This window comes from Samsonia erythrinae, assembly GCF_004342665.1.
In the GTDB taxonomy this organism is placed as follows: domain Bacteria; phylum Pseudomonadota; class Gammaproteobacteria; order Enterobacterales; family Enterobacteriaceae; genus Samsonia; species Samsonia erythrinae.
The window spans coordinates 361757-380912 of sequence record NZ_SMBY01000001.1 but is presented as its reverse complement, the minus strand read 5'-3'; the positions used below and the strand labels follow the sequence as shown (position 1 = coordinate 380912).

Annotated in this window: 19 protein-coding genes; 11 read left to right on the top strand and 8 right to left on the bottom strand. The window is 55.6% G+C overall.

Annotated elements, in window-relative coordinates; all coding sequences use genetic code 11:
* Positions 1-3: 3 nt before the first annotated feature.
* Entirely contained in the window at positions 4-882 is an 879-nt protein-coding gene (gene dapA, locus EDC54_RS01655) for a 4-hydroxy-tetrahydrodipicolinate synthase (RefSeq protein ID WP_132452604.1), read from the bottom strand.
* A gap of 302 nt (positions 883-1184) precedes the next feature.
* Here dapA and EDC54_RS01650 point away from each other — a divergent pair, with 302 nt between their 5' ends.
* The 4 genes from EDC54_RS01650 (at position 1185) to arsC (ending at position 4277) form a co-directional block, all read left to right on the top strand.
* Positions 1185-1736, top strand: a complete 552-nt coding sequence (locus tag EDC54_RS01650) for a glycine cleavage system transcriptional repressor (RefSeq protein ID WP_196238426.1) — start codon at positions 1185-1187, stop codon at positions 1734-1736.
* Between the two features lie 59 nt (positions 1737-1795).
* On the top strand, positions 1796-2263 hold the full coding sequence (bcp, locus tag EDC54_RS01645) for a thioredoxin-dependent thiol peroxidase (protein WP_132452602.1): 468 nt from the start codon (positions 1796-1798) through the stop codon (positions 2261-2263).
* Positions 2264-2430: 167 nt separating this feature from the next.
* Entirely contained in the window at positions 2431-3891 is a 1461-nt protein-coding gene (gene bepA / locus EDC54_RS01640; protein WP_132452600.1) for a beta-barrel assembly-enhancing protease, read from the top strand.
* Between the two features lie 14 nt (positions 3892-3905).
* Positions 3906-4277, top strand: coding sequence for an arsenate reductase (glutaredoxin) (gene arsC / locus EDC54_RS01635; protein WP_132452598.1), 372 nt, complete (start codon positions 3906-3908; stop codon positions 4275-4277).
* 16 nt (positions 4278-4293) lie between these two features.
* Here arsC and hda read toward each other — a convergent pair whose 3' ends face one another.
* The 3 genes from hda to upp all read right to left on the bottom strand — a co-directional run bounded on the left by hda (position 4294) and on the right by upp (position 7275).
* The gene (gene hda, locus EDC54_RS01630) at positions 4294-5001 is read right to left on the bottom strand and encodes a DnaA inactivator Hda (protein WP_132452596.1); all 708 of its coding nucleotides are present in this window, start codon (positions 4999-5001) and stop codon (positions 4294-4296) included.
* A gap of 102 nt (positions 5002-5103) precedes the next feature.
* Positions 5104-6393 (bottom strand): uracil permease, encoded by a 1290-nt coding sequence (uraA, locus tag EDC54_RS01625; RefSeq protein ID WP_132452594.1) that lies wholly within the window; start codon positions 6391-6393, stop codon positions 5104-5106.
* A gap of 255 nt (positions 6394-6648) precedes the next feature.
* Complete coding sequence (upp, locus tag EDC54_RS01620) at positions 6649-7275, bottom strand: uracil phosphoribosyltransferase (RefSeq protein ID WP_132453606.1); 627 nt, start codon at positions 7273-7275, stop codon at positions 6649-6651.
* A gap of 341 nt (positions 7276-7616) precedes the next feature.
* Here upp and purM point away from each other — a divergent pair, with 341 nt between their 5' ends.
* Complete coding sequence (purM, locus tag EDC54_RS01615; protein WP_132452592.1) at positions 7617-8654, top strand: phosphoribosylformylglycinamidine cyclo-ligase; 1038 nt, start codon at positions 7617-7619, stop codon at positions 8652-8654.
* Positions 8654-9292 (top strand): phosphoribosylglycinamide formyltransferase, encoded by a 639-nt coding sequence (purN, locus tag EDC54_RS01610; RefSeq protein WP_132452590.1) that lies wholly within the window; start codon positions 8654-8656, stop codon positions 9290-9292. The genes purM and purN overlap by 1 nt, the downstream gene beginning before the upstream one ends.
* A gap of 152 nt (positions 9293-9444) precedes the next feature.
* Here the strand turns inward: purN and EDC54_RS01605 are convergent, their stop codons facing one another.
* The gene (locus tag EDC54_RS01605; protein WP_132452588.1) at positions 9445-10194 is read right to left on the bottom strand and encodes an SDR family oxidoreductase; all 750 of its coding nucleotides are present in this window, start codon (positions 10192-10194) and stop codon (positions 9445-9447) included.
* A 216-nt stretch (positions 10195-10410) separates the two neighbouring features.
* On the opposite strand from EDC54_RS01605, the gene EDC54_RS01600 reads away from it, so the two are divergent.
* Together EDC54_RS01600 and speG are read left to right on the top strand one after the other, a co-directional pair.
* Positions 10411-10830, top strand: coding sequence for a winged helix-turn-helix transcriptional regulator (locus EDC54_RS01600; RefSeq protein WP_132452586.1), 420 nt, complete (start codon positions 10411-10413; stop codon positions 10828-10830).
* 216 nt (positions 10831-11046) lie between these two features.
* Positions 11047-11622, top strand: a complete 576-nt coding sequence (gene speG / locus EDC54_RS01595) for a spermidine N1-acetyltransferase (RefSeq protein ID WP_132452584.1) — start codon at positions 11047-11049, stop codon at positions 11620-11622.
* 170 nt (positions 11623-11792) lie between these two features.
* Here speG and ybbP read toward each other — a convergent pair whose 3' ends face one another.
* Positions 11793-14222 carry a putative ABC transporter permease subunit YbbP gene (gene ybbP, locus EDC54_RS01590; RefSeq protein WP_132452582.1) on the bottom strand — a complete coding sequence of 810 codons (2430 nt, stop codon included), beginning with the start codon at positions 14220-14222 and terminating at the stop codon, positions 11793-11795.
* On the bottom strand, positions 14219-14950 hold the full coding sequence (gene ybbA, locus EDC54_RS01585) for a putative ABC transporter ATP-binding protein YbbA (RefSeq protein WP_132452580.1): 732 nt from the start codon (positions 14948-14950) through the stop codon (positions 14219-14221). Before ybbA ends, ybbP begins: the two co-directional genes overlap by 4 nt.
* Here ybbA and tesA point away from each other — a divergent pair.
* From tesA to EDC54_RS01570, 3 genes are all read left to right on the top strand, one after another.
* Positions 14876-15556 (top strand): multifunctional acyl-CoA thioesterase I/protease I/lysophospholipase L1, encoded by a 681-nt coding sequence (gene tesA, locus EDC54_RS01580; RefSeq protein ID WP_196238433.1) that lies wholly within the window; start codon positions 14876-14878, stop codon positions 15554-15556. The genes ybbA and tesA overlap by 75 nt on opposite strands.
* Positions 15557-15584: 28 nt before the next feature.
* On the top strand, positions 15585-16370 hold the full coding sequence (locus EDC54_RS01575) for an SDR family oxidoreductase (RefSeq protein ID WP_132452576.1): 786 nt from the start codon (positions 15585-15587) through the stop codon (positions 16368-16370).
* Positions 16371-16452: 82 nt separating this feature from the next.
* Positions 16453-17313, top strand: coding sequence for a co-chaperone YbbN (locus tag EDC54_RS01570; protein WP_132452574.1), 861 nt, complete (start codon positions 16453-16455; stop codon positions 17311-17313).
* 488 nt (positions 17314-17801) lie between these two features.
* Here EDC54_RS01570 and EDC54_RS01560 read toward each other — a convergent pair whose 3' ends face one another.
* A complete protein-coding gene (locus tag EDC54_RS01560; RefSeq protein WP_132452572.1) occupies positions 17802-18995 on the bottom strand; it encodes a nicotinamide mononucleotide deamidase-related protein YfaY in 1194 nt (397 codons plus the stop codon).
* Positions 18996-19156: the final 161 nt, after the last annotated feature.

The following is a 19156-nucleotide window of genomic DNA, read 5'->3' as shown; positions in this document are numbered from 1 at the left end:
CGATTACAGCAAACCCGCTTGCTTTAATGCCTGCGTCATGACCGACTGACCCTTATCGGTCAACGGCGTCATTGGCAGGCGCAGCGTATCGTTCGCCACAAGTCCCAATGCCTTACATGCCCATTTCACCGGGATAGGATTGGGTTCAACAAATAATTTATGATGCAACGGCATCAGGCGCTGATTTAGACGGCGCGCCTCGACAAAATTGCCCTGCGCCGCCAGCTTGCAAAGCTCCGCCATTTCACGCGCAGCGATATTCGCCGTCACGGAAATCACGCCTTTACCGCCAAGCTGCATGAAGTCTAACCCGCTGGCGTCATCGCCGCTCAGCAAAATGAAGTCTTCACTCACCAACGCTTGGATCTGACTTACCCGACTTAAGTTCCCCGTCGCTTCTTTAATCGCAACAATATTTTTTACTTCGGACAAGCGGGCGACGGTTTCCGGCAGCATATCGCAACCGGTACGGGAAGGTACGTTATACAGGATTTGCGGCAGATCGGTATGTTCGGCGATCGCGTTGAAGTGCTGGAACAAGCCTTCCTGCGTCGGTTTATTGTAGTACGGGGTGACCGTCAGACAGCCAACGACGCCCGTGTTATGGAAACGTTTGGTCAGCGAAATGGCTTCCGCCGTGGCGTTAGCGCCCGTACCCGCGATAACCGGAATGCGTCCGTCACTCAGCTCCAGCGTCAGCATGACGACATCACCATGCTCGTCATGGCTCAGCGTAGCGGATTCCCCCGTCGTGCCGACAGAGACAATCGCCGATGTACCGCTAGCGACATGATAATCAATCAGTTTTTTCAAGCTCGCCCGGTCGACGGCGCCTTTGGCGTCCATCGGCGTAACCAGCGCAACAATACTTCCCGTAAACATTGGCCATCCCCTCCACAAACAAGTACTTCATGGTACTTTTGACTTCTATGCAAAAGCAAGCGGACAAGGGCGTTGTCGCCACCTGACGCTGCTTTTTTTATGATGGGCCAGACGAAATTAAAAATGCTTCTGAGGTTTTGGCGAAAAAGAACCGACAAGCGGCGTTAAAAATTGCTCCCGACTTTTTACGGCGGACTCTCCCTGTCCGCCGCCCTGCGGGCCGCCGCAAGCGGCGTTAAAAATTGCTCCCGGCAATTTTTTATGTTTACCATGTGATTAATGGGAAAAAAGACAGGAAGCATATGTTGCCAAGTTCACAAGAACACTATCTGGTTATTACCGCGCTGGGCGTCGATCGCCACGGGATTGTCAACGCGATTACCCGTCACGTGAGTAGCTGCGGCTGCAATATCGAAGATAGCCGTCTTGCCATCCTGGGCAAAGAGTTCACCTTTATTATGCTGCTTTCCGGCAGTTGGAACGCGATAACGTTGATTGAGTCCACTCTGCCGCTCAAAGGCGCGGAAATGGATTTGCTGATCGTGATGAAGCGCACCGAGTCGCAGGCCAGCCAGCCGATGCCTTCGACAGTATGGGTGAAGGTCGATGTCATCGACTCCCCCCACATTATTGAACGCTTTACTAACCTGCTTGATTCGCACCAGTTGAATATTGCCGAGCTGGTCTCCAAAACGCAGCCGGCGGAGGGCGATAAACCGCCGCAGCTGTATATTCAGATTACCGCACACAGCCCTGTACTGCTCAATGGTTCAATTATTGAGCCAGCCTTTCATCAGCTATGTACAGAATTGCACGCACAAGGCAGTATTAGCGTCGTTAACTATGCCCAGTAGCGCACGTTGCCAGATTATGGGTATATCCACAGCATGATAGAAAAAGACGGAGAGTCGTGATGAACACACTGAAAGCCGGTGATATTGCACCGAAATTTAGTTTGCCCGACCAGGATGGCGAACCAATAAATTTAACCGACTTCCAGGGACAGAAAGTGTTGGTGTATTTCTACCCTAAAGCCATGACGCCAGGGTGCACGGTTCAAGCCTGCGGCCTGCGCGATAACATGGATGATTTGAAAAAATATGGCGTTGAAGTGCTGGGTATCAGCACGGATAAACCCGAAAAGCTGTCCCGCTTTGCCGAAAAAGAGCTTTTAAACTTCACTTTGCTGTCTGATGAAGATCATCAAGTTGCGGAAGGCTTTGGGGTTTGGGGAGAAAAAACCTTCATGGGGAAAACCTATGACGGCATTCATCGCATCAGCTTTCTGCTGGATGAAAACGGCAAGGTGGAAAAGGTCTTTGACGACTTCAAAACCAGCAACCATCACGACATCGTACTCGATTATTTAAAAAACGCCTGATTCGCATTTTTCCAACGTCTACCGGCACCATCATACGTGCCGGTTTTCTCTGACATATTCCCTCTTCGCCACGTTTTTCCCACGCAGGCATTTCTTTGTCTGACGCCGCTGGCTAAGATAGTGGAAGAACCCTTTCTCGTTAGCTGTTGATAAGGTTATCTTCCGTTATGTCTATTCGGTTAAGAAAAACGGTCATGTCCGTTCTGTTTGGGGCGTTACTGGCTGGCAACCTTCCCGCACAGGCCGATTCGCAGGATCGGCTGCCGGACATCGGCACCACCGCGGGCAGTACGCTCAGTATCAATCAGGAACTGGCGATGGGCGATTTCTACGTCCGTCAACTGCGGGCCGGCGCGCCGCTTATCAACGATCCGCTGCTCTCCAATTACATTAATCAACTCGGCAACCGACTGGTCAAACGGGCTGATTCGGTGCGTACGCCGTTCCACTTTTACCTCATCCGTAATGATGAGATTAATGCCTTCGCCTTCTTCGGCGGCAACGTGGTACTGCATTCCGCGCTGTTTCGCTATGCCGATAGCGAAAGCGAGCTCGCCTCCGTGCTGGCACATGAAATCTCTCATGTTACCCAGCGACATCTGGCTCGCAGCATGGAATCACAGCAGCGCAGCGCCCCGCTCACCTGGGTCGGCGCGCTCGGTTCCATCCTGCTGGCGATGGCCAATCCGCAGTTGGGGATGGCGGCGCTCAGCGGCACGCTGGCGGGGGCGCAACAAGGGATGATTACCTTTACCCAGGCAAATGAGCAAGAGGCTGACCGTATCGGTATTCAGGTGTTGCAGCGCGCCGGGTTCGATCCGCAGGCGATGCCGAATTTCCTGCAAAAACTGGCAGACCAGTCGCGCTATGCGTCAAAACCGCCGGAAATGCTGCTGACTCACCCCTTACCGGAAAGCCGCCTGTCCGACGCACGCAACCGCGCCAACCAGATGCGCTCAACGCCCGTTCAGTCTTCTCAGGATTTCTTGTTCGCCAAAATACGCACATTTGGCATGTATGGTTCGCCGGATCGTCCACTGAGCGACGATCTGCTGGAGCAATGGGAAAAGGGGAACGTGAGAGAACAGCTGGCCGCGAAGTATGGTCGCGTTATTCAGTTTTATCAGGCGAAAAAGTACGATGAGGCGCGCAACAGGCTGCAACCGCTGCTCGCCAGCGCACCGACAAACCCGTGGTTTCTGGATATGATGACCGATATCGATCTGGGACAAAATCGCGCCGCGCAGGCGATTAGCCGTCTACAAAACGTCTCAGGGATACAGACTAACCCGGTACTCCAGCTTAATCTGGCGAATGCCTATGTGGAAGGAAAACAGCCCGCGGAAGCCAGCAAGATCCTGTATCGCTACACCTACTCGCACCCAGACGATCCCAATGGTTGGGAACTGCTGGCGCAGGCCGCCGCCGCACGTGGGCTGCGAGCGGAAGAACTGGCCGCACGCGCAGAGAGTCTGGCGCTGAGCGGTCAGCTCGATCAGGCGATCCAGTTATTGAGCAACGCCAGCTCGCTGGTCAAATTGGGCAGTCTGGAACAGGCGCGCTACGACGCCCGCATCGACCAGCTACGCCAGTTGCAACAACGTTTCCGCCAATACCAGAAATCCTGATAAGGAGCATCACCATGACAACGTCTTCCGCGCACCCGTCCGTGACGATTTACCATAACCCGCGCTGTTCCAAGAGCCGTGAAACGCTGGCGCTGTTGCAGGAACATAACATTACGCCCGACGTCGTGCTTTATCTCGATACGCCGCCCGATGCCGCCACGCTGGTGCAGTTAATCCGAAAACTTGGCTTTAACAGCGCGCGCGAGCTGATGCGAACCAAAGAAGAGATCTATCAGCAGTTGAACCTGTCCGAGCCGACGCTGACTGAGGCGCAGTTGATTCAGGCGATGATCGAAAATCCGAAGCTGATTGAGCGTCCCATCGTGGTGGTAAAGGACCGGGCAAGGATCGGGCGTCCGCCGGAACAGGTGCTGGACATTCTGTAGCCGATTCGATCCTCGGTTATAGCCCGAGGATCTCTTTCACGAACGGGATGGTCAGCTTGCGCTGTGCGGTGATGGAAGCATGGTCAAGCTGATCGAGCGTCATAAATAGCGTGCGCATTTCCCGATCCAGACGCTTTAGCAGAAAACGGCTCACGTCTTCCGGTAATTCAAACCCGCGTAGTCTGGCTCGCAGTTGCAGCGCCTCGCCTTTCTCTTCATCCGACAAGGGTTGCAGCTTATAAATTTGTCCCCAGTCGAGGCGAGAAGCCAGATCGGGCAAGTGCAGGTTCAACTGGCGTGGAGGACGATCGCCGGTGATCAACAAACGGGCGCGCCCCGTTTCCTGAATGCGGTTATACAGATTAAAGACCGCCATTTCCCACTCTTCGTCGCCCGCGATGGATTCGATGTTATCGATACACACCAGCGCCAGTTGCTCCATGCCTTCCAGCACGTCCGGCACAAAATAGGCGCGTTTATCCAGCGGTACATAGCCGACCGCCCGTTCCTGACGCGACAGTTCGGCGCACGCCGCGTGCAGTAAATGACTGCGCCCGCCGCCTTCGCGTGACCAAAAATAGATGTAGCTGCCATGCTCCTGATACAAAGCATTATTGATAGCGGCAAGAAGCGACGCGTTTTCACCCGGATAGAAACTGGCAAACGTTTCGTCATCCGGTAAATAGAGTGGCAATGAAAGCTGTGCCGGCGTGTTCAGAATCACCTCAAGCAAAACGGGCAGGAAAACAGGTTGAGTCTATCACAGAAACCCGGCCCTGTTGAGGGCGCGATCCGCAGTCCTCAACAGGGAAACGGCGGCGTGCCATCAGGAACGCGCGTCGTTCTCTTCCGGCGCATCGAGGATTTCTTCCTCTTTGCGCATCAGACTGATGACTTTAAACACCAGACTCATGCCGATGCCGACCACCGTCGCCAGCGCCATCCCTTTCAGTTCCGTCGCCCCCAGATGTACTTTCGCCCCGCTCACGCCGATGATCAGGATCACCGAGGTCAGAATCAGGTTCTGCGCTTTGTTGTAATCCACTTTAGATTCGATCAGCACGCGGATGCCCGATGCGCCAATCACGCCGTACAACAACAGAGAAACGCCCCCCATCACCGGAACCGGCACCGCCTGAATCGCCGCCGCCAATTTCCCGACGCAGGAAAGCAGAATCGCGAGGATCGCCGCGCCGCCGATAACCCAGGTGCTATACACTTTGGTGATCGCCAGTACGCCGATATTTTCGCCGTAGGTCGTGTTCGGCGTGGAGCCAAAGAAACCGGACAGCACGGTAGAAATGCCATTGGCGAACATGGAGCGGTGCAGACCCGGTTCACGCATCAGATCTTTCTTGACAATATTCGCCGTCACCACCAGATGCCCGACGTGTTCCGCAATCACCACCAGCGCGGCCGGCAGGATCGTCAGAATGGCGAACCACTCGAAACGCGGCGTATAAAATGTCGGCAACGCGAACCAGTGCGCCTCGCGAATCGGCGTCAGATCCACCACGCCCAGCGCAAACGACAGCGCATAGCCAGCCAGTACGCCGATCAAAATGGGGATAATCGCCAGAAACCCGCGAAACAGCACGGAACCCAAAATCGTCACCGCCAGCGTCGCCAGTGAAATCGTTACCGCCGTGGTATCGACAGATGCGCCATCGGCGGGCAGCAACCCCGCCATACCCGCCGCCACGCCTGCCAGTTCAAGGCCGATAACGGCGACAATCGCCCCCATGGCAGCCGGAGGAAACAGGACATTCAGCCAGCCAGTCCCTGCTTTTTTCACGAGCAGCGCGACCAGACAAAACAGCACGCCGCACATAATGAAGCCACCCAGCGCGACCTCATAGCCCAAAGGCAACAGTAATAAGACGGGAGAAATAAACGCAAAGCTCGACCCTAAATAAGCCGGGATTTTTCCCTTGCAAATAATCAGGTAGAGCAGCGTGCCGATACCGTTGAACAACAGTACGGTCGCCGGATTAATCTTGAACAGGATGGGCACCAGAACGGTAGCGCCAAACATCGCGAACAGATGTTGGAAGCTCAACGGGATGGTCTGTAGCAAAGGGGGCCGTTCACTGACGCCGATGGCGCGACGAGTCATCTTCATATCCTCTGTAATGTTGCTATTTGTTGTGCTGATCTTCCCGCACCGGTTATGGCACCCGGATGCACGACGCCATAGCGTCTGACCGGGGATATCCTAAAAACCGCGTGCGGTGGTAAATGCGGGGAGCAAATCCGCGGCTGTAGCTATCCCGCTCTATTCGAACCCTGTGCAACCAACGCGCACGCGGCCTGAGTCTGACGGGAACGGGCTCACGCCAAAAAAAAGCCGACTATCAAGTCGGCTTACCGGTTATTTGGTACCAAATATTTTATCGCCCGCATCGCCCAGGCCCGGCATGATGTAGCCCTGTTCGTTGAGACCGTTATCAATCGACGCCGTATACAGTTCAACATCCGGGTGCGCTTTTTCCAGCGCGGCAATCCCTTCCGGCGCAGCGACCAATACCAGCACTTTAATACTGTGGCAGCCGGCTTTTTTTAGCAGATCTATCGTCGCAATCATTGAACCGCCGGTCGCCAGCATGGGATCAACCACCAGCGCCATACGCTCTTCAATATTGGAAACCAGTTTCTGAAAATAAGGCACTGGCTCCAGCGTCTCTTCGTTACGGTAAATACCAACGACGCTGATACGCGCGCTGGGGACGTTTTCCAGCACGCCCTCCATCATCCCCAACCCTGCCCGCAGGATCGGCACAACGGTAATTTTTTTGCCTTTGATCTGATCGACTTCAACCGGACCACACCAACCATCAATGGTGACTTTCTCGGTGGCCAGATCGGCGGTGGCTTCATAAGTCAACAAACTCCCCACCTCGGAAGCCAGTTCACGAAAACGCTTGGTGCTGATATCGTTCTCACGCATCAAACCCAGTTTATGTTTGACGAGCGGGTGTTTCACCTCGACGATCTTCATCATTATCTCCCCATCGGCTAGTGGACGGACAAAAACGCCAAACGCGTTTTTTAAACACCGCTTGCGGCGGCCCGCAGGGCGGCGGGCATGGAAGCCCGTCGTAAAAAAAATCGCCGGATTATACCGCTTTTTTTACTTAGCGCCACATGATTAAGCCTGATCCAGATCAACCGATAAGGGAAATTGCCGCCAATGGCGAAAAATCGCCAGCCAGCGACGCATCGCTCGCAAACGATTGCCTACACTGTTAGAATCAGCGCGCGCGATGTTAACCGCCGCGTGTTTTCTGAAATCTAAAGTCTGTTTTGAATACAAACCGTAACCTTCGTGGGGACTCCGCAGTGACCGACAAAACCTCTCTCAGCTATAAAGACGCAGGCGTGGATATTGATGCAGGCAACGCATTAGTAGACCGTATCAAAGGTGTAGTGAAACAGACTCGTCGTCCGGAAGTTATGGGTGGGCTGGGTGGTTTCGGCGCCTTGTGCGCTTTGCCGCAAAAATACCGCGAACCGATTCTGGTTTCCGGCACTGATGGCGTCGGCACCAAACTGCGTCTGGCGATGGATCTGAAACGCCACGATACGATTGGCGTCGATCTGGTTGCGATGTGCGTGAACGACCTGGTCGTTCAGGGCGCGGAACCGCTGTTCTTCCTCGACTATTACGCCACCGGCAAACTGGATGTCGATACCGCTGCCAGCGTAATTACCGGTATCGCGGAAGGCTGTAAACAATCAGGCTGTGCGCTGGTCGGCGGCGAAACCGCTGAGATGCCGGGGATGTACCACGGCGAAGACTACGACGTTGCCGGTTTTTGCGTCGGCGTGGTCGAAAAATCAGACATCATCGACGGCAGTCGCGTGCAGCACGGCGATGTTCTGGTTGCTCTCGCCTCCAGCGGCCCACATTCAAACGGTTATTCACTGGTACGCAAAGTGCTTGACGTCAGCAATACCGATCCGGAACAGTTCCAGTTGGAAGGCAAGCCGCTGGCCGATCACCTGCTGGCGCCGACCAAAATCTACGTAAAATCGGTACTGTCGCTGATTGAAAAAGTCGATGTGCACGCGATTTCTCACCTGACCGGCGGCGGCTTCTGGGAAAACATTCCACGCGTGCTGCCGGAAGGCATGCAGGCAACCATTGACGAATCCAGCTGGCAATGGCCAGCCGTCTTTAACTGGCTGCAACAGGCCGGCAATATCAGTCGCCACGAAATGTATCGCACTTTCAACTGCGGTGTTGGTATGATCATCGTACTGCCCGCCAAACAGGCAGACGAGGCCGTTGCACTCCTTAACCGCAGCGGTGAAAGTGCATGGAAAATCGGCGTCATTACTCAAACCGATGCCGGAGACTCAGTGGTTATTAACTGATGAAAAACATCGTTGTTCTGATATCAGGTCATGGCAGCAACTTGCAGGCGTTGATCGACGCCTGCAAAAATGGACGCGTTAAAGGGAATATCGCCGCCGTATTCAGCAATAATGCGGCAGCCTACGGGATAACGCGCGCGCAGGAGGCCGGGATCCCCACATGCGTTCTGAACCCGGAAGATTTTGCCGACCGCGCCACATTTGATGCCGCGTTGGCAAACGAGATTGAACAGTATAAACCGTCGCTGGTGGTGTTAGCCGGTTATATGCGGATCCTCAGCCCGGAATTCGTCGCGCAGTTTACAGGCAAGATGCTTAACATTCACCCTTCCCTGTTGCCCAACTACCCCGGCTTGCATACGCACCGCAAGGCGCTGGAAAATGGCGATCGGGAACACGGCACATCGGTGCATTTTGTTACGGATGAACTGGATGGCGGCCCCTTGATTCTGCAAGCGAAGGTGCCGGTGTTCAGTGATGACACGGAAGAGACGTTGAGCGAACGCGTGAAAACGCAGGAGCACACGATTTACCCGATGGTCATTAACTGGTTCCTGAACGGCAGGCTCATCATGCGTGATAATCAAGCCTGGCTGGACAGCGTGCGTATTCCCCCGCAGGGTTACGCCGCCGAGTAAGTCTGTCCGCTTATCCCCTTCATCAGGCTCTGTCGCAGGGCCTGACCACACTCTCCCGCCCCGCCTGATGTGTAAACGTCCTCCAGCCAGCCAACTAGCCGCGGGAGATGATGGTTTCCACCTCCCACACACGATGGGGCGACGTGTTACGTTCAGGCGGAGCGGGGGTTAATACGCTCGAATACCTGTTCGAAGCGAAACGTCTGTTCCGCCAGACGCTGAACTTGGGCGCGCTCCACGACGATTTCGTTTGGCGTGGGCTTCTCATGGAACAAGGCCATCACTTCGTCAATAAATGCATCAAGAGGCATGTAGCCCTCGCGAGTCGACTGTCCCGGGGTAAGCTCGGTTTGAACGGCTGGGGGAACCAGTTCGATGACTTCGACCTGCCCCTCCAACTGATGGCGTAAAGATATCGTATAAGAATGGATGGCCGCTTTGGTCGCACTGTAAACCGCCGCATCCGCGCGCGGCACAAACGCCAGACCGGAGGAAACATTGACCACCGCCGCGTTTGGACGGCGCCTGAGATGATCGATCAATGCATTCGTCAACCGGATGGGGCCAAGCAGATTGGTCACGATCTGTGCCTCTGCATCATCTAATCCACGCTGAGTACGGAGATCTTCGTAGCGCATGATGCCGGCATTATTGATCAGGATATTCAGGTTCGGGTGCTCGGCGACAAGTTGCTGCACCGCGGTATCGATCGCTGTTCGATCATCGATATCCAGCGCCAGCGCGTGCATATTTTCCCGGCCAGCGATAGTTTCCTGTAAAGGAGCCAACCGGCGGCCCGTCACTATAACGGTGTTGCCGAGGTCATTGAAACGCCATGCAAGCTCGCGTCCGATGCCGGCACCGCCGCCGGTAATAATGATCGTATTGCCTGTCAATTGCATGATTCTGCTCTCCTTCGTCTAGTGAGAAACAGAGAATAAGTACGTTACAAACTTTTGGGAAGAAGGCACTTTAAAGTTTTATACATACCTTTTAGTAAGTGATTAGAGAGTGATGGCATACCGTGATAAGGCCACTTGACCCCCAACAACGCGAAGCACACACTAAGGGAAAGAAAGGCACCAGAGCCAAGATACTTACCCAAAAGAGAGTGATGAATGCCCATAAATCTCGCTAACCATACGGAGATACAGAAAAAGCTCTCCGAAGCAGAAAAATTGGATCCGCGCGTCGAAACGCTGGTCAATGAGGTGATTGCCCGGATTGCCGATAAGTGGACGATGATTATCCTTGATGTGTTGGCCGAACAAGGAGAATTACGCTTCACCCAGTTGGCGAAACAAGTACCGGGCATCAGCCAGAAAATGTTGACTCAGACCCTGCGTGGGATGGAGCGCGAAGGGTTGGTGATCCGCACGGTGCATCCCGTTGTCCCGCCGAAAGTAGAATACCGCCTGACGGACCTCGGTCTGGGACTGGGAGCCGCATTTTGTGGCGTTTGGATATGGGCTCAGAAGAACCTCGATACCATCGAACAGGCCCGCGCCACCTTCGATCGGCGAACCAAAGAAGCGTAATCGCCCCCCTTCCCCTGCGGTAAAATGGGCAGAAACGTTTGCCCGGTTCGCGATATGGCGGCCGGGATCGCCACGTCGTCGTCAATACCGGGCTTTTCATTCTACATTGTGTATTCAGGCTCCCCGACTGCCCGGCGATAGGCTAACATTGACAGACGCATTGGCGCGTGACCCTGACAACAACGGCTAACGCCCCTGTAATCAAAAGGATTCACTATGTCCGGTACGAGCAATTCCGTTCGGCTACGACCGCTGGAACGGGACGACCTTACGTTTGTTCATCAGTTGGATAACAATGCCAGCGTGATGCGTTATTGGTTTGAGGAGCCTTATGAAGCCTTTGTCGAACTCAGCGATCTGTACGACAAGCATATTCATGACCAGAGTGAACGGCGCTTTATTATTGAGCACGAGCAAACCAAAGTCGGTCTGGTTGAGCTGGTGGAGATTAACCATATCCACCGCCGCGCAGAATTTCAGATTATCATCGATCCGGCCTATCAAGGCCGCGGCTATGCCAGCGCGGCGGCCAAGCTGGCGATGGATTACGGTTTCTCGGTATTGAACCTCTACAAGCTGTATTTGATTGTGGATAAGGAAAACCAGAAAGCGATCCACATCTACGGCAAGCTGGGGTTCGAGGTAGAAGGCGAACTGATCCACGAGTTTTTCATCAACGGCGAATACCGCAACACGATCCGCATGTGTATTTTCCAGCATCAATATCTGGCAAAGCACAAAACCGCGACGGGAACCGGCGGCGAAGCGTCGGGAAGTTCCCTCAGTCAGTAAGGTAAAAAGGCCAGCTAAGCTGGCCTAAAGCGATTTATTTCCCCTTTAGCCCTGCCTCTTAAGTTCGTTTTATGTAGGCTTAGAGGCAGTTTCGTGCGCAACAATTCTGTTATTTCATGCAACCTCGTAACACGCGCCCGACACAGGGCGGCTCACTCAGTCAATAAATATTACCCGGCGAACTGCCGGAACAGCGCTTTACCTCGCAACAGGCGCAGGCCCAGCCAGCCGCCGCAGAGCGAGAGGAGGAACGCCGCGATGAGCGGAAGCGTTATCCACAGTGTGATATTCGGTTCCCAGGCAAAGTTAAAGACCTTGCGCTGCAACAGCCACAGAGCCGACTCCGCGCCAATCGCCGCCGCCGTTCCCGCCACTAATCCCAGCGCCGCAAACTCACACCACAGCGTGGTACGTAACAAACGTAGCCCCGCGCCCAGCGTGCGATAGACCATCAATTCCTGCCGCCGCTGTCGCATGCCAACCTGAATCTGAGCCAGCAGCAGCAGGATGCCGCAGAACAGCACCAGAACCACCATAATTTCCAGCGCACGACTCACCTGCTGCAAAACCTGCCCAACCTGACGCAGAATACTGCCGATATCCAGCACGCTCACCGTCGGGAACTGGCGATTCAACTGCGTAATCAGCTTCTCATCGCCATCGTGACGGAAACTGGTCAGCCACGATTGCGGCTGGTTATCCAGCGCGCCTACCGGGAAAATGAAGAAGAAATTCGGACGCAGGCTCTCCCAGTCCACCTGACGGAAGCTGGTCACCGTCGCGCTGAACGGCTGCGTATCGCCAGTAAACGTTAGCGTGTCGCCAATATTGATCCCCATCTCCCTGGCTTCTTTCTCTTCCATCGAGACTTCGCCCGCCTGCGGCGCTTCGCCTTTCACCAGCACATTGTGCGGCGGAATACCGTTCATCCAGGTCAGGTTCAGTTCACGGTTCACCGTATTACTCCCCGGATCGTCCTCATGAATGACTTCTGTCGCAACCTGCTGGTTAATCTCCGTCAGCCGCGCGCGAATAATCGGATAGAACTGTTCCTGCCTTATTCCATGTCGGTCAAGGAAGTCTTTTACCTGCGGCACCTGCTCCGCAGTGATATTCAGCAGAAAATAGTTCGGACTGCCCGGCGGTAGCTGCTGCTGCCAGCGCTCCAGCAAATCACCACGCATCACCAGCAGCAACGCCAACAGCATGAAGGACAACGAAAAGGCCGCCAGTTGACTGAGCGTCGACCACGGCTGACGCAGCAGGCGATTAATCGCCAGTCGCAGCGCCAGCTGTTTGAGCGTCAGGCGCCGGAGCAACAGCAGACCGCCCCAGCCGATGACGCCCAGCAACAGCGACAGCACCGCCATACCGCCGAGCAGCGCCCATAACAGCACACCGCCGCCGGACAACACCGCCAGCAACCCCACGACAATCAACAGAACAATCGGCAGGTAGTATTGCAGCGGCCATATATTCGCCACCACATCCTGACGTAAAACGCGCAGCGGTTGCGTCGCCAGCAGCAATCGATACGGACGCAGCCCAACCAAAAGCGAGATCAGTACCAGCGACCCCAGCGCCCATCCCCATGGCCATAACCCGGAAGCAGGCAGTGAAACGGGCAGCACCGGCGCCAGCATCTTCATCAATAACGCCTCAAACCCCAGACCAAGCAGGCCACCGCACACGGCCGCCAGAGCGATCACGGACAGCCACTGCCCGATGATTAATCGTCTCAGCGCTTGCCTGCCCGCCCCCAGCGTTTTCAGGATGGCGACCAAATCGTAGCGGGTACGGCAGTAGTGCCCCATTGCCACCGCCACCGCGGCGATGGACAACAACAGCGTCAACAGCGCCGACAGCAGCAGGAACTGTTGCGATCGCTTCAACGACTGGCTCAGCGCGCCTTCAGAATCTTCCATGCCGTACCAACGCTGATCGGGCTTGAGCTGCGGCTTAATGAAGTCGCCGAAATCGCTAATTTGCTTCTCACTGCCGGAAAACATGTAGCGCCAGGTGATGCGGCCCCCCGGTTGGATCGCCCCCGTTTTTTCAACATCGTCCAGATTCATCAGGATCCGCGGCGCGGTTTCAAACGGATTAAACCCGGCGTCCGGCTCCTGAATCAGCTCGCCGCTGATACGCAGCGAGGTATCGCCGACGTCCAGACTATCGCCGACATTCAGTCCCAGCAGCGCCAGCAGCCGCGGCGCCACCAGCACCGATCCCGGCTCCGCATGCAGCCCTTCCGGTCGCGTCTGCAAATCACCGTACAACGGGTAGCGCTGATCGGTGGCTTTGACCTGCGCCAGCTGGGGCGTATCGCCCGCGAACGTCATGGTCATAAAGGAGATCTGACGGCTGAGCGTCAGCCCGCGCTGCTGGGCTTCCTGAAGCCAGGCTTCCGCCACAGGCCGCGACGCACGCAGCACGCGGTCGCCCGCCAGAAAATCACGGCTCTGCTGGCTGAGTCCTTTCTCCATGCGGTCGCTGATGGTGCCCAACGCCAGCACGCAGGCCACCGCCAGCGTTAAAGCCAGCCAGACAATCAGTAAGGAAGGAGAGCGCCACTCGCGCCAGAACCACCGCCAGATCATGCGTCCTCCCGCAGCTTGCCGTCGACCAGCCGCAAGCGCCGCTCGCAGCGTGCCGCCAGCTGCTCATCGTGCGTCACCAGAATCAGCGTGGTAGCGTAATCCCGATTGAGGGAGAACAGCAGATCGACGATGCGCTCGCCGGTTTTACGATCCAGATTCCCGGTCGGCTCATCGGCAAACAGCACTTTCGGACGACCGCTGAACGCGCGCGCCAGCGCCACACGCTGCTGCTCGCCGCCGGAAAGCTGGGCGGGCAGATGATGCAGGCGTGCGCCCAGTCCCAGCTGCTGTAACAGCAGTTCCGCCTGTGCACGGCTGTGGCCGTCGCTTTCACCACGCAGCAATGCCGGTAACTGCACATTCTCCAACGCGTTCAGCGTCGGCACCAGCATGAAGGACTGAAAAACGAAGCCGACATCCCGCGCGCGCAGCGCTGCCCGGCCTTCCTCATCCAGCGCGCTCAGGGATTCGCCCATCAGGCTGACGTTCCCTTCCGTGCCATCATCCAGCCCGGCCAGGATCCCCAGTAAGGTCGATTTTCCAGAGCCCGACTCCCCAATCAGGGCAATTGTCTGCGCAGGTTTGACAATGAGCTCAACTCCGGTAAGGATGGAAAGCCGATTTTCTCCTTGACCAACGTGCTTACTAAGATGATGAACTTCAAGAATGTTTTCTACGAGCGCCGTATTCGCCGGCGCGACGCTCGCTGGGCGGGTCTTCGCAAACATGTTTTTGTCCTTTTACTTCTGGGGTTATGCAGCGCGCGCGCTTTTGCTGCTGACGCCTTATTAGTTTTAGGGGATAGCCTCAGTGCAGGCTACCAAATGCCGGCCGCTAACGCATGGCCGGCGCTTCTGAACACACAATGGCAGACGCAGAAAAAGGGCATCGCCGTCGTTAATGCCAGTATCAGCGGCGATACCGCTTCGCAGGGGCTCGCTCGCCTTCCCGCGCTGTTGAAGCAACATCAGCCGCGTTGGGTATTGATTGAACTGGGCGGCAATGATGGACTTCGTGGATTCCCTGCGCCGAATATCGAGCAGGATCTGGCGAAAATCATCACGCTGGTCAAACAGGCAAACGCACAGCCGCTGCTGATGCAGATCCACCTGCCGACGAACTATGGCCGCCGCTACACCGAATCATTCAGCAATATCTACCCCAAACTGGCGGAGCAATTTGCGCTTCCTCTGCTGCCTTTCTTTATGGAGCAGGTGTATCTTAAGCCGGAATGGATGAGAGAAGATGGCATCCACCCAACCCGGGATGCCCAACCGTTTATCGCAGACTGGATGGCGAAGCAGCTGGAACCCTTAGTTAACCATGAGTCTTGATAAATAGGCTTTTGAATTAGGTAAAGTTATGCAAAAAACGGTTTTCATTACCGGTTGCTCCAGCGGAATTGGCCTCATCAGCGCGCAGGATCTGCAACAACGCGGCTACCGTGTGATTGCCGCCTGCCGTCGCACCGAGGATGTCGCGCGTCTAACCGCGCAAGGACTGGAGGCCATCACGCTCGATCTGGATGACAGCGCCAGCGTGGAGCAGGCCGCCGCAGAGGTGATCCGACTGACCGGTAACCGTCTGTATGGCTTGTTTAATAATGCCGGGTACGGGCTGTACGGGCCGTTGAATACCATTTCACGCCAGCAGCTTGAGCAACAATTTTCCAGTAACCTGTTCGGCACGCACCAGCTCACACAGCTGCTGCTCCCGGCGATGTTGCCGCACGGTGAAGGTCGCATCATCCAGACCAGCTCCGTGCTGGGGCTGGTGTCCACACCGGGGCGCGGCGCCTATGCGGCCAGCAAATATGCGCTGGAGGCGTGGTCGGATGCGCTACGTATGGAACTCGCCGGTAGCGGCCTGCACGTTAGCCTCATCGAGCCCGGTCCGATCGGTACACGCTTTACCGACAACGTGACACAGACGCAAACGCATAGCCCCGTGACCAACCCCGGCATCGCCCAACGCTTTACGCTGCCGCCGGAAGCGATCCTGCCGAAGCTCCATCATGCGCTGGAAAGCACGCGGCCCAAACTGCGCTATCCCGTTACGTTGCTGGCTCACGCCATCACCTGGCTGCGCCGTCTGTTGCCGGGGCGCGTGCTGGATAAGGTATTACGCGGTCGGAACGGCAGAAGCTGATGTCTCTGAACGAGGCTTGCAAGTAACACCAACAGGCCCCATCTAAGAATCAACCGAATTCATGAAGTAAGAGAGAATACGCATGTTAGAACAACAAGCCACCATCATCGACGTCAACGAATCCAACCTGCATCAGGTCCTGGAAAATTCGACAACACTGCCGGTCCTGTTTTACTTCTGGTCGGCGCGCAGTCAGCATTGTCTGGAACTGGAACCGGTGTTGGATCAGTTGGCGCAGGAATACGCCGGACAATTTATACTGGCAAAGGTTGATTGTGATGCCGAGCAGCGCGTCGCCGCGCAGTTCGGCCTGCGTTCAATTCCAACCGTTTATCTGTTTAAAGACGGACAGCCGCTGGATGGTTTTCAGGGTCCGCAGCCGGCGGACGCGATTCGTGAATTGTTGAAGCGCGCCCTGCCGAAAGAAGAGGATCTGAAAGTTGCTCAAGCGCAACAGCTGATTCAGGAAGACAAACTGCCGGAAGCCATGCAACTGCTGAAGGAGGCCTGGCAGTTGAGCCAACAGCGTAGCGACATCGGCCTGATGCTTGCGGAAGTGCAAATTCAACTCAACCGCAGTGAAGATGCCGAAGCCGTCTTGGCCACCGTGCCTTTGCAAGATCAGGATACCCGTTATCACAGTCTGGTCGCCCAGATCGAACTGCTTAAACAGGCGGCAAACACCCCGGAAATTCAGCAGCTACAGCAGCAATTGGATGCCGACCCGACTAACGCGGAGCTCGCGGTACAGTTGGCGCTGCAACTGCATCAGGTCGGTCGAAATGAAGAAGCGCTTGAGCTACTGATGGGGTTCCTCAGAAAAGATCTGACCGCGGCTAACGGCAATGCGCGTAAGACGCTGATGGACATCATGGCCGCGCTTGGCACCAGCGACGCCCTTGCCGCCCGCTACCGCCGACAGCTCTACTCGTTGCTGTATTGATTCTCTTGTGAAAAAGGCCAGAACGTTGATTCTGGCCTTCTTATTTGCAGGTAAGCATAGCCATCGGCTTATAGGCTTATGCTAGATTGATGTGATGGTTTCGGGCGTGCTAACCCCCCTACTTTTCTGTCATTTCATCACTCGCCCGACAAGGAGCGCTCAGTCGCCTCAGCTCCTTGACCTCTGGCTATTTTGGCGGGCGCTGTGCCGCTTCGCGGTACCTTCGGCGTTCGTGCCCGTTATTCGGACCGCCAGTGACGCGTTTACTCGCCCCATGAATGGGACTCGCCCTTCGGGCCAGCACAAGTGCTGTTCAAAAACGTCTCTGACGTTTTTGTCCGACGCGGCACTGGCTTTCGCCGCGTCCATGCGGCTCATCCGACGGTCACGCCCACCTCAGCACAGCGTTTAACGCCAGAAAATGAAAAACAGAAAAATCAGAGAACATACATAATTTTTTATGAGTTTAATATTATTACATTTTTACTCTATAACGTTCTCAATACCGAGATCCAGCCGTGTCCACCGTATACTGACCACCCATTCAGCCAGCGGCGCAGCATGTTCATCGCCAGCATCGCAACCACTTCCTGATGAGTTTTCAGGCTGTAACGCGCGACGTTGAACTGTATCGTTTGCGCAAAAGTGCCGTCGGGCGTATGCAGCGCCAGTGACAGTTCAGCATCGTTTCGCCTTCCCACGACCAGCGCCAACGACGCCCCCTGACGCTCCGCCAAATGGTATGCATATTCCGCGACCTTGGACAGCGTGGCATCGTGCATCTGCGCCAGCAATTCGCCGCCAGCCAGCGGCACTGCGGCCGACTGGAGCTGCCAGTTGAGTAAACCTGCCGTGAAGTGTTCACCCACCGCCAGTGTCATATCACGTTCAGCGAGACGTCGAGCCAACTGCGCAGGCAGCCCTTCCGTTCCTTCAAAGAGGGTATTTTCACCCGCGACGGCGCGCACCGTTTCCCACAGTTGTGCCATCTTGTCTTTTTGTGCCGACGGGCCGGTCAGTTTCAGCTCGATGATCGGCATAGAAGAGCGGTAACCCAGCACCACGCCCGGCGGTAACGCCAGCCCATCCAACTGACTCGCCAGATCGCTCTCGGAACGGCCAAACGTGGTCAGACGAAGACACAGCGGCGCATCGGCAATCGCAAAACGCTCACGCAGACGCGGCATAATCTGCTGATCCACCATCACCTTAAATTCGGACGGAACACCCGGCGTAAAAAACATCAGGCATCGGTTCAATTGCAGCGCAAAGCCACAGGCGGTGCCCACCGGATTGTCCACCATTTCCGCGCTGGCAGGGATTTGCGCCTGTTTACGATTGCTGGGAGCCATCACGCGACCACGTTCGGCAAAAAAGGCTTCTATACGCACCAGCCACTCCGCGTGCTCCACCAGCTCTTCACCTGCCGCCGTCGCCGCCGCCAGTGCGCTTAGATCGTCGCTGGTCGGTCCCAGGCCGCCATTCACAATCAGGATATCGGCTATCTGGCTACGCTGCGTAATAGCGCTCACCAATGCATCGAGGTCGTCGCCGACCGTCATCCGGCTGGCCATGGGTAACCCTTGTCCAAACAAATAATCTGCCAGCCAGGCAGCATTGGTATCAATAATCTGCCCGTGCAGCACTTCATCGCCGGTACATAACATCTCGACCCTAAGCATTTTTTCACTCCTGATAACGTTCCTGAAACCACTTTAAAAAGTCGGATGTACAAACACAATCTTTCTTTCCGTCAGCCCGGTAACACCGGCGCTCGGCACACGCTCGCGAAATCGTAAAGATATCATTACACCTTTCGTAACAGCGTTTTGACAGACATGAC

Coding starts and splice junctions, on each gene's coding strand:
- speG (WP_132452584.1), top strand. CDS start 11,047: ATGTCCGGTACGAGCAATTCCGTTCGGCTACGACCGCTGGAACGGGAC.
- EDC54_RS01605 (WP_132452588.1), bottom strand. CDS start 10,194: ATGCAATTGACAGGCAATACGATCATTATTACCGGCGGCGGTGCCGGC.
- purN (WP_132452590.1), top strand. CDS start 8,654: ATGAAAAACATCGTTGTTCTGATATCAGGTCATGGCAGCAACTTGCAG.
- EDC54_RS01600 (WP_132452586.1), top strand. CDS start 10,411: ATGCCCATAAATCTCGCTAACCATACGGAGATACAGAAAAAGCTCTCC.
- EDC54_RS01560 (WP_132452572.1), bottom strand. CDS start 18,995: ATGCTTAGGGTCGAGATGTTATGTACCGGCGATGAAGTGCTGCACGGG.
- uraA (WP_132452594.1), bottom strand. CDS start 6,393: ATGACTCGTCGCGCCATCGGCGTCAGTGAACGGCCCCCTTTGCTACAG.
- tesA (WP_196238433.1), top strand. CDS start 14,876: ATGAACTTCAAGAATGTTTTCTACGAGCGCCGTATTCGCCGGCGCGAC.
- bcp (WP_132452602.1), top strand. CDS start 1,796: ATGAACACACTGAAAGCCGGTGATATTGCACCGAAATTTAGTTTGCCC.
- ybbP (WP_132452582.1), bottom strand. CDS start 14,222: ATGATCTGGCGGTGGTTCTGGCGCGAGTGGCGCTCTCCTTCCTTACTG.
- EDC54_RS01650 (WP_196238426.1), top strand. CDS start 1,185: ATGTTGCCAAGTTCACAAGAACACTATCTGGTTATTACCGCGCTGGGC.
- bepA (WP_132452600.1), top strand. CDS start 2,431: ATGTCTATTCGGTTAAGAAAAACGGTCATGTCCGTTCTGTTTGGGGCG.
- upp (WP_132453606.1), bottom strand. CDS start 7,275: ATGAAGATCGTCGAGGTGAAACACCCGCTCGTCAAACATAAACTGGGT.
- dapA (WP_132452604.1), bottom strand. CDS start 882: ATGTTTACGGGAAGTATTGTTGCGCTGGTTACGCCGATGGACGCCAAA.
- arsC (WP_132452598.1), top strand. CDS start 3,906: ATGACAACGTCTTCCGCGCACCCGTCCGTGACGATTTACCATAACCCG.
- EDC54_RS01570 (WP_132452574.1), top strand. CDS start 16,453: ATGTTAGAACAACAAGCCACCATCATCGACGTCAACGAATCCAACCTG.
- ybbA (WP_132452580.1), bottom strand. CDS start 14,950: ATGTTTGCGAAGACCCGCCCAGCGAGCGTCGCGCCGGCGAATACGGCG.
- EDC54_RS01575 (WP_132452576.1), top strand. CDS start 15,585: ATGCAAAAAACGGTTTTCATTACCGGTTGCTCCAGCGGAATTGGCCTC.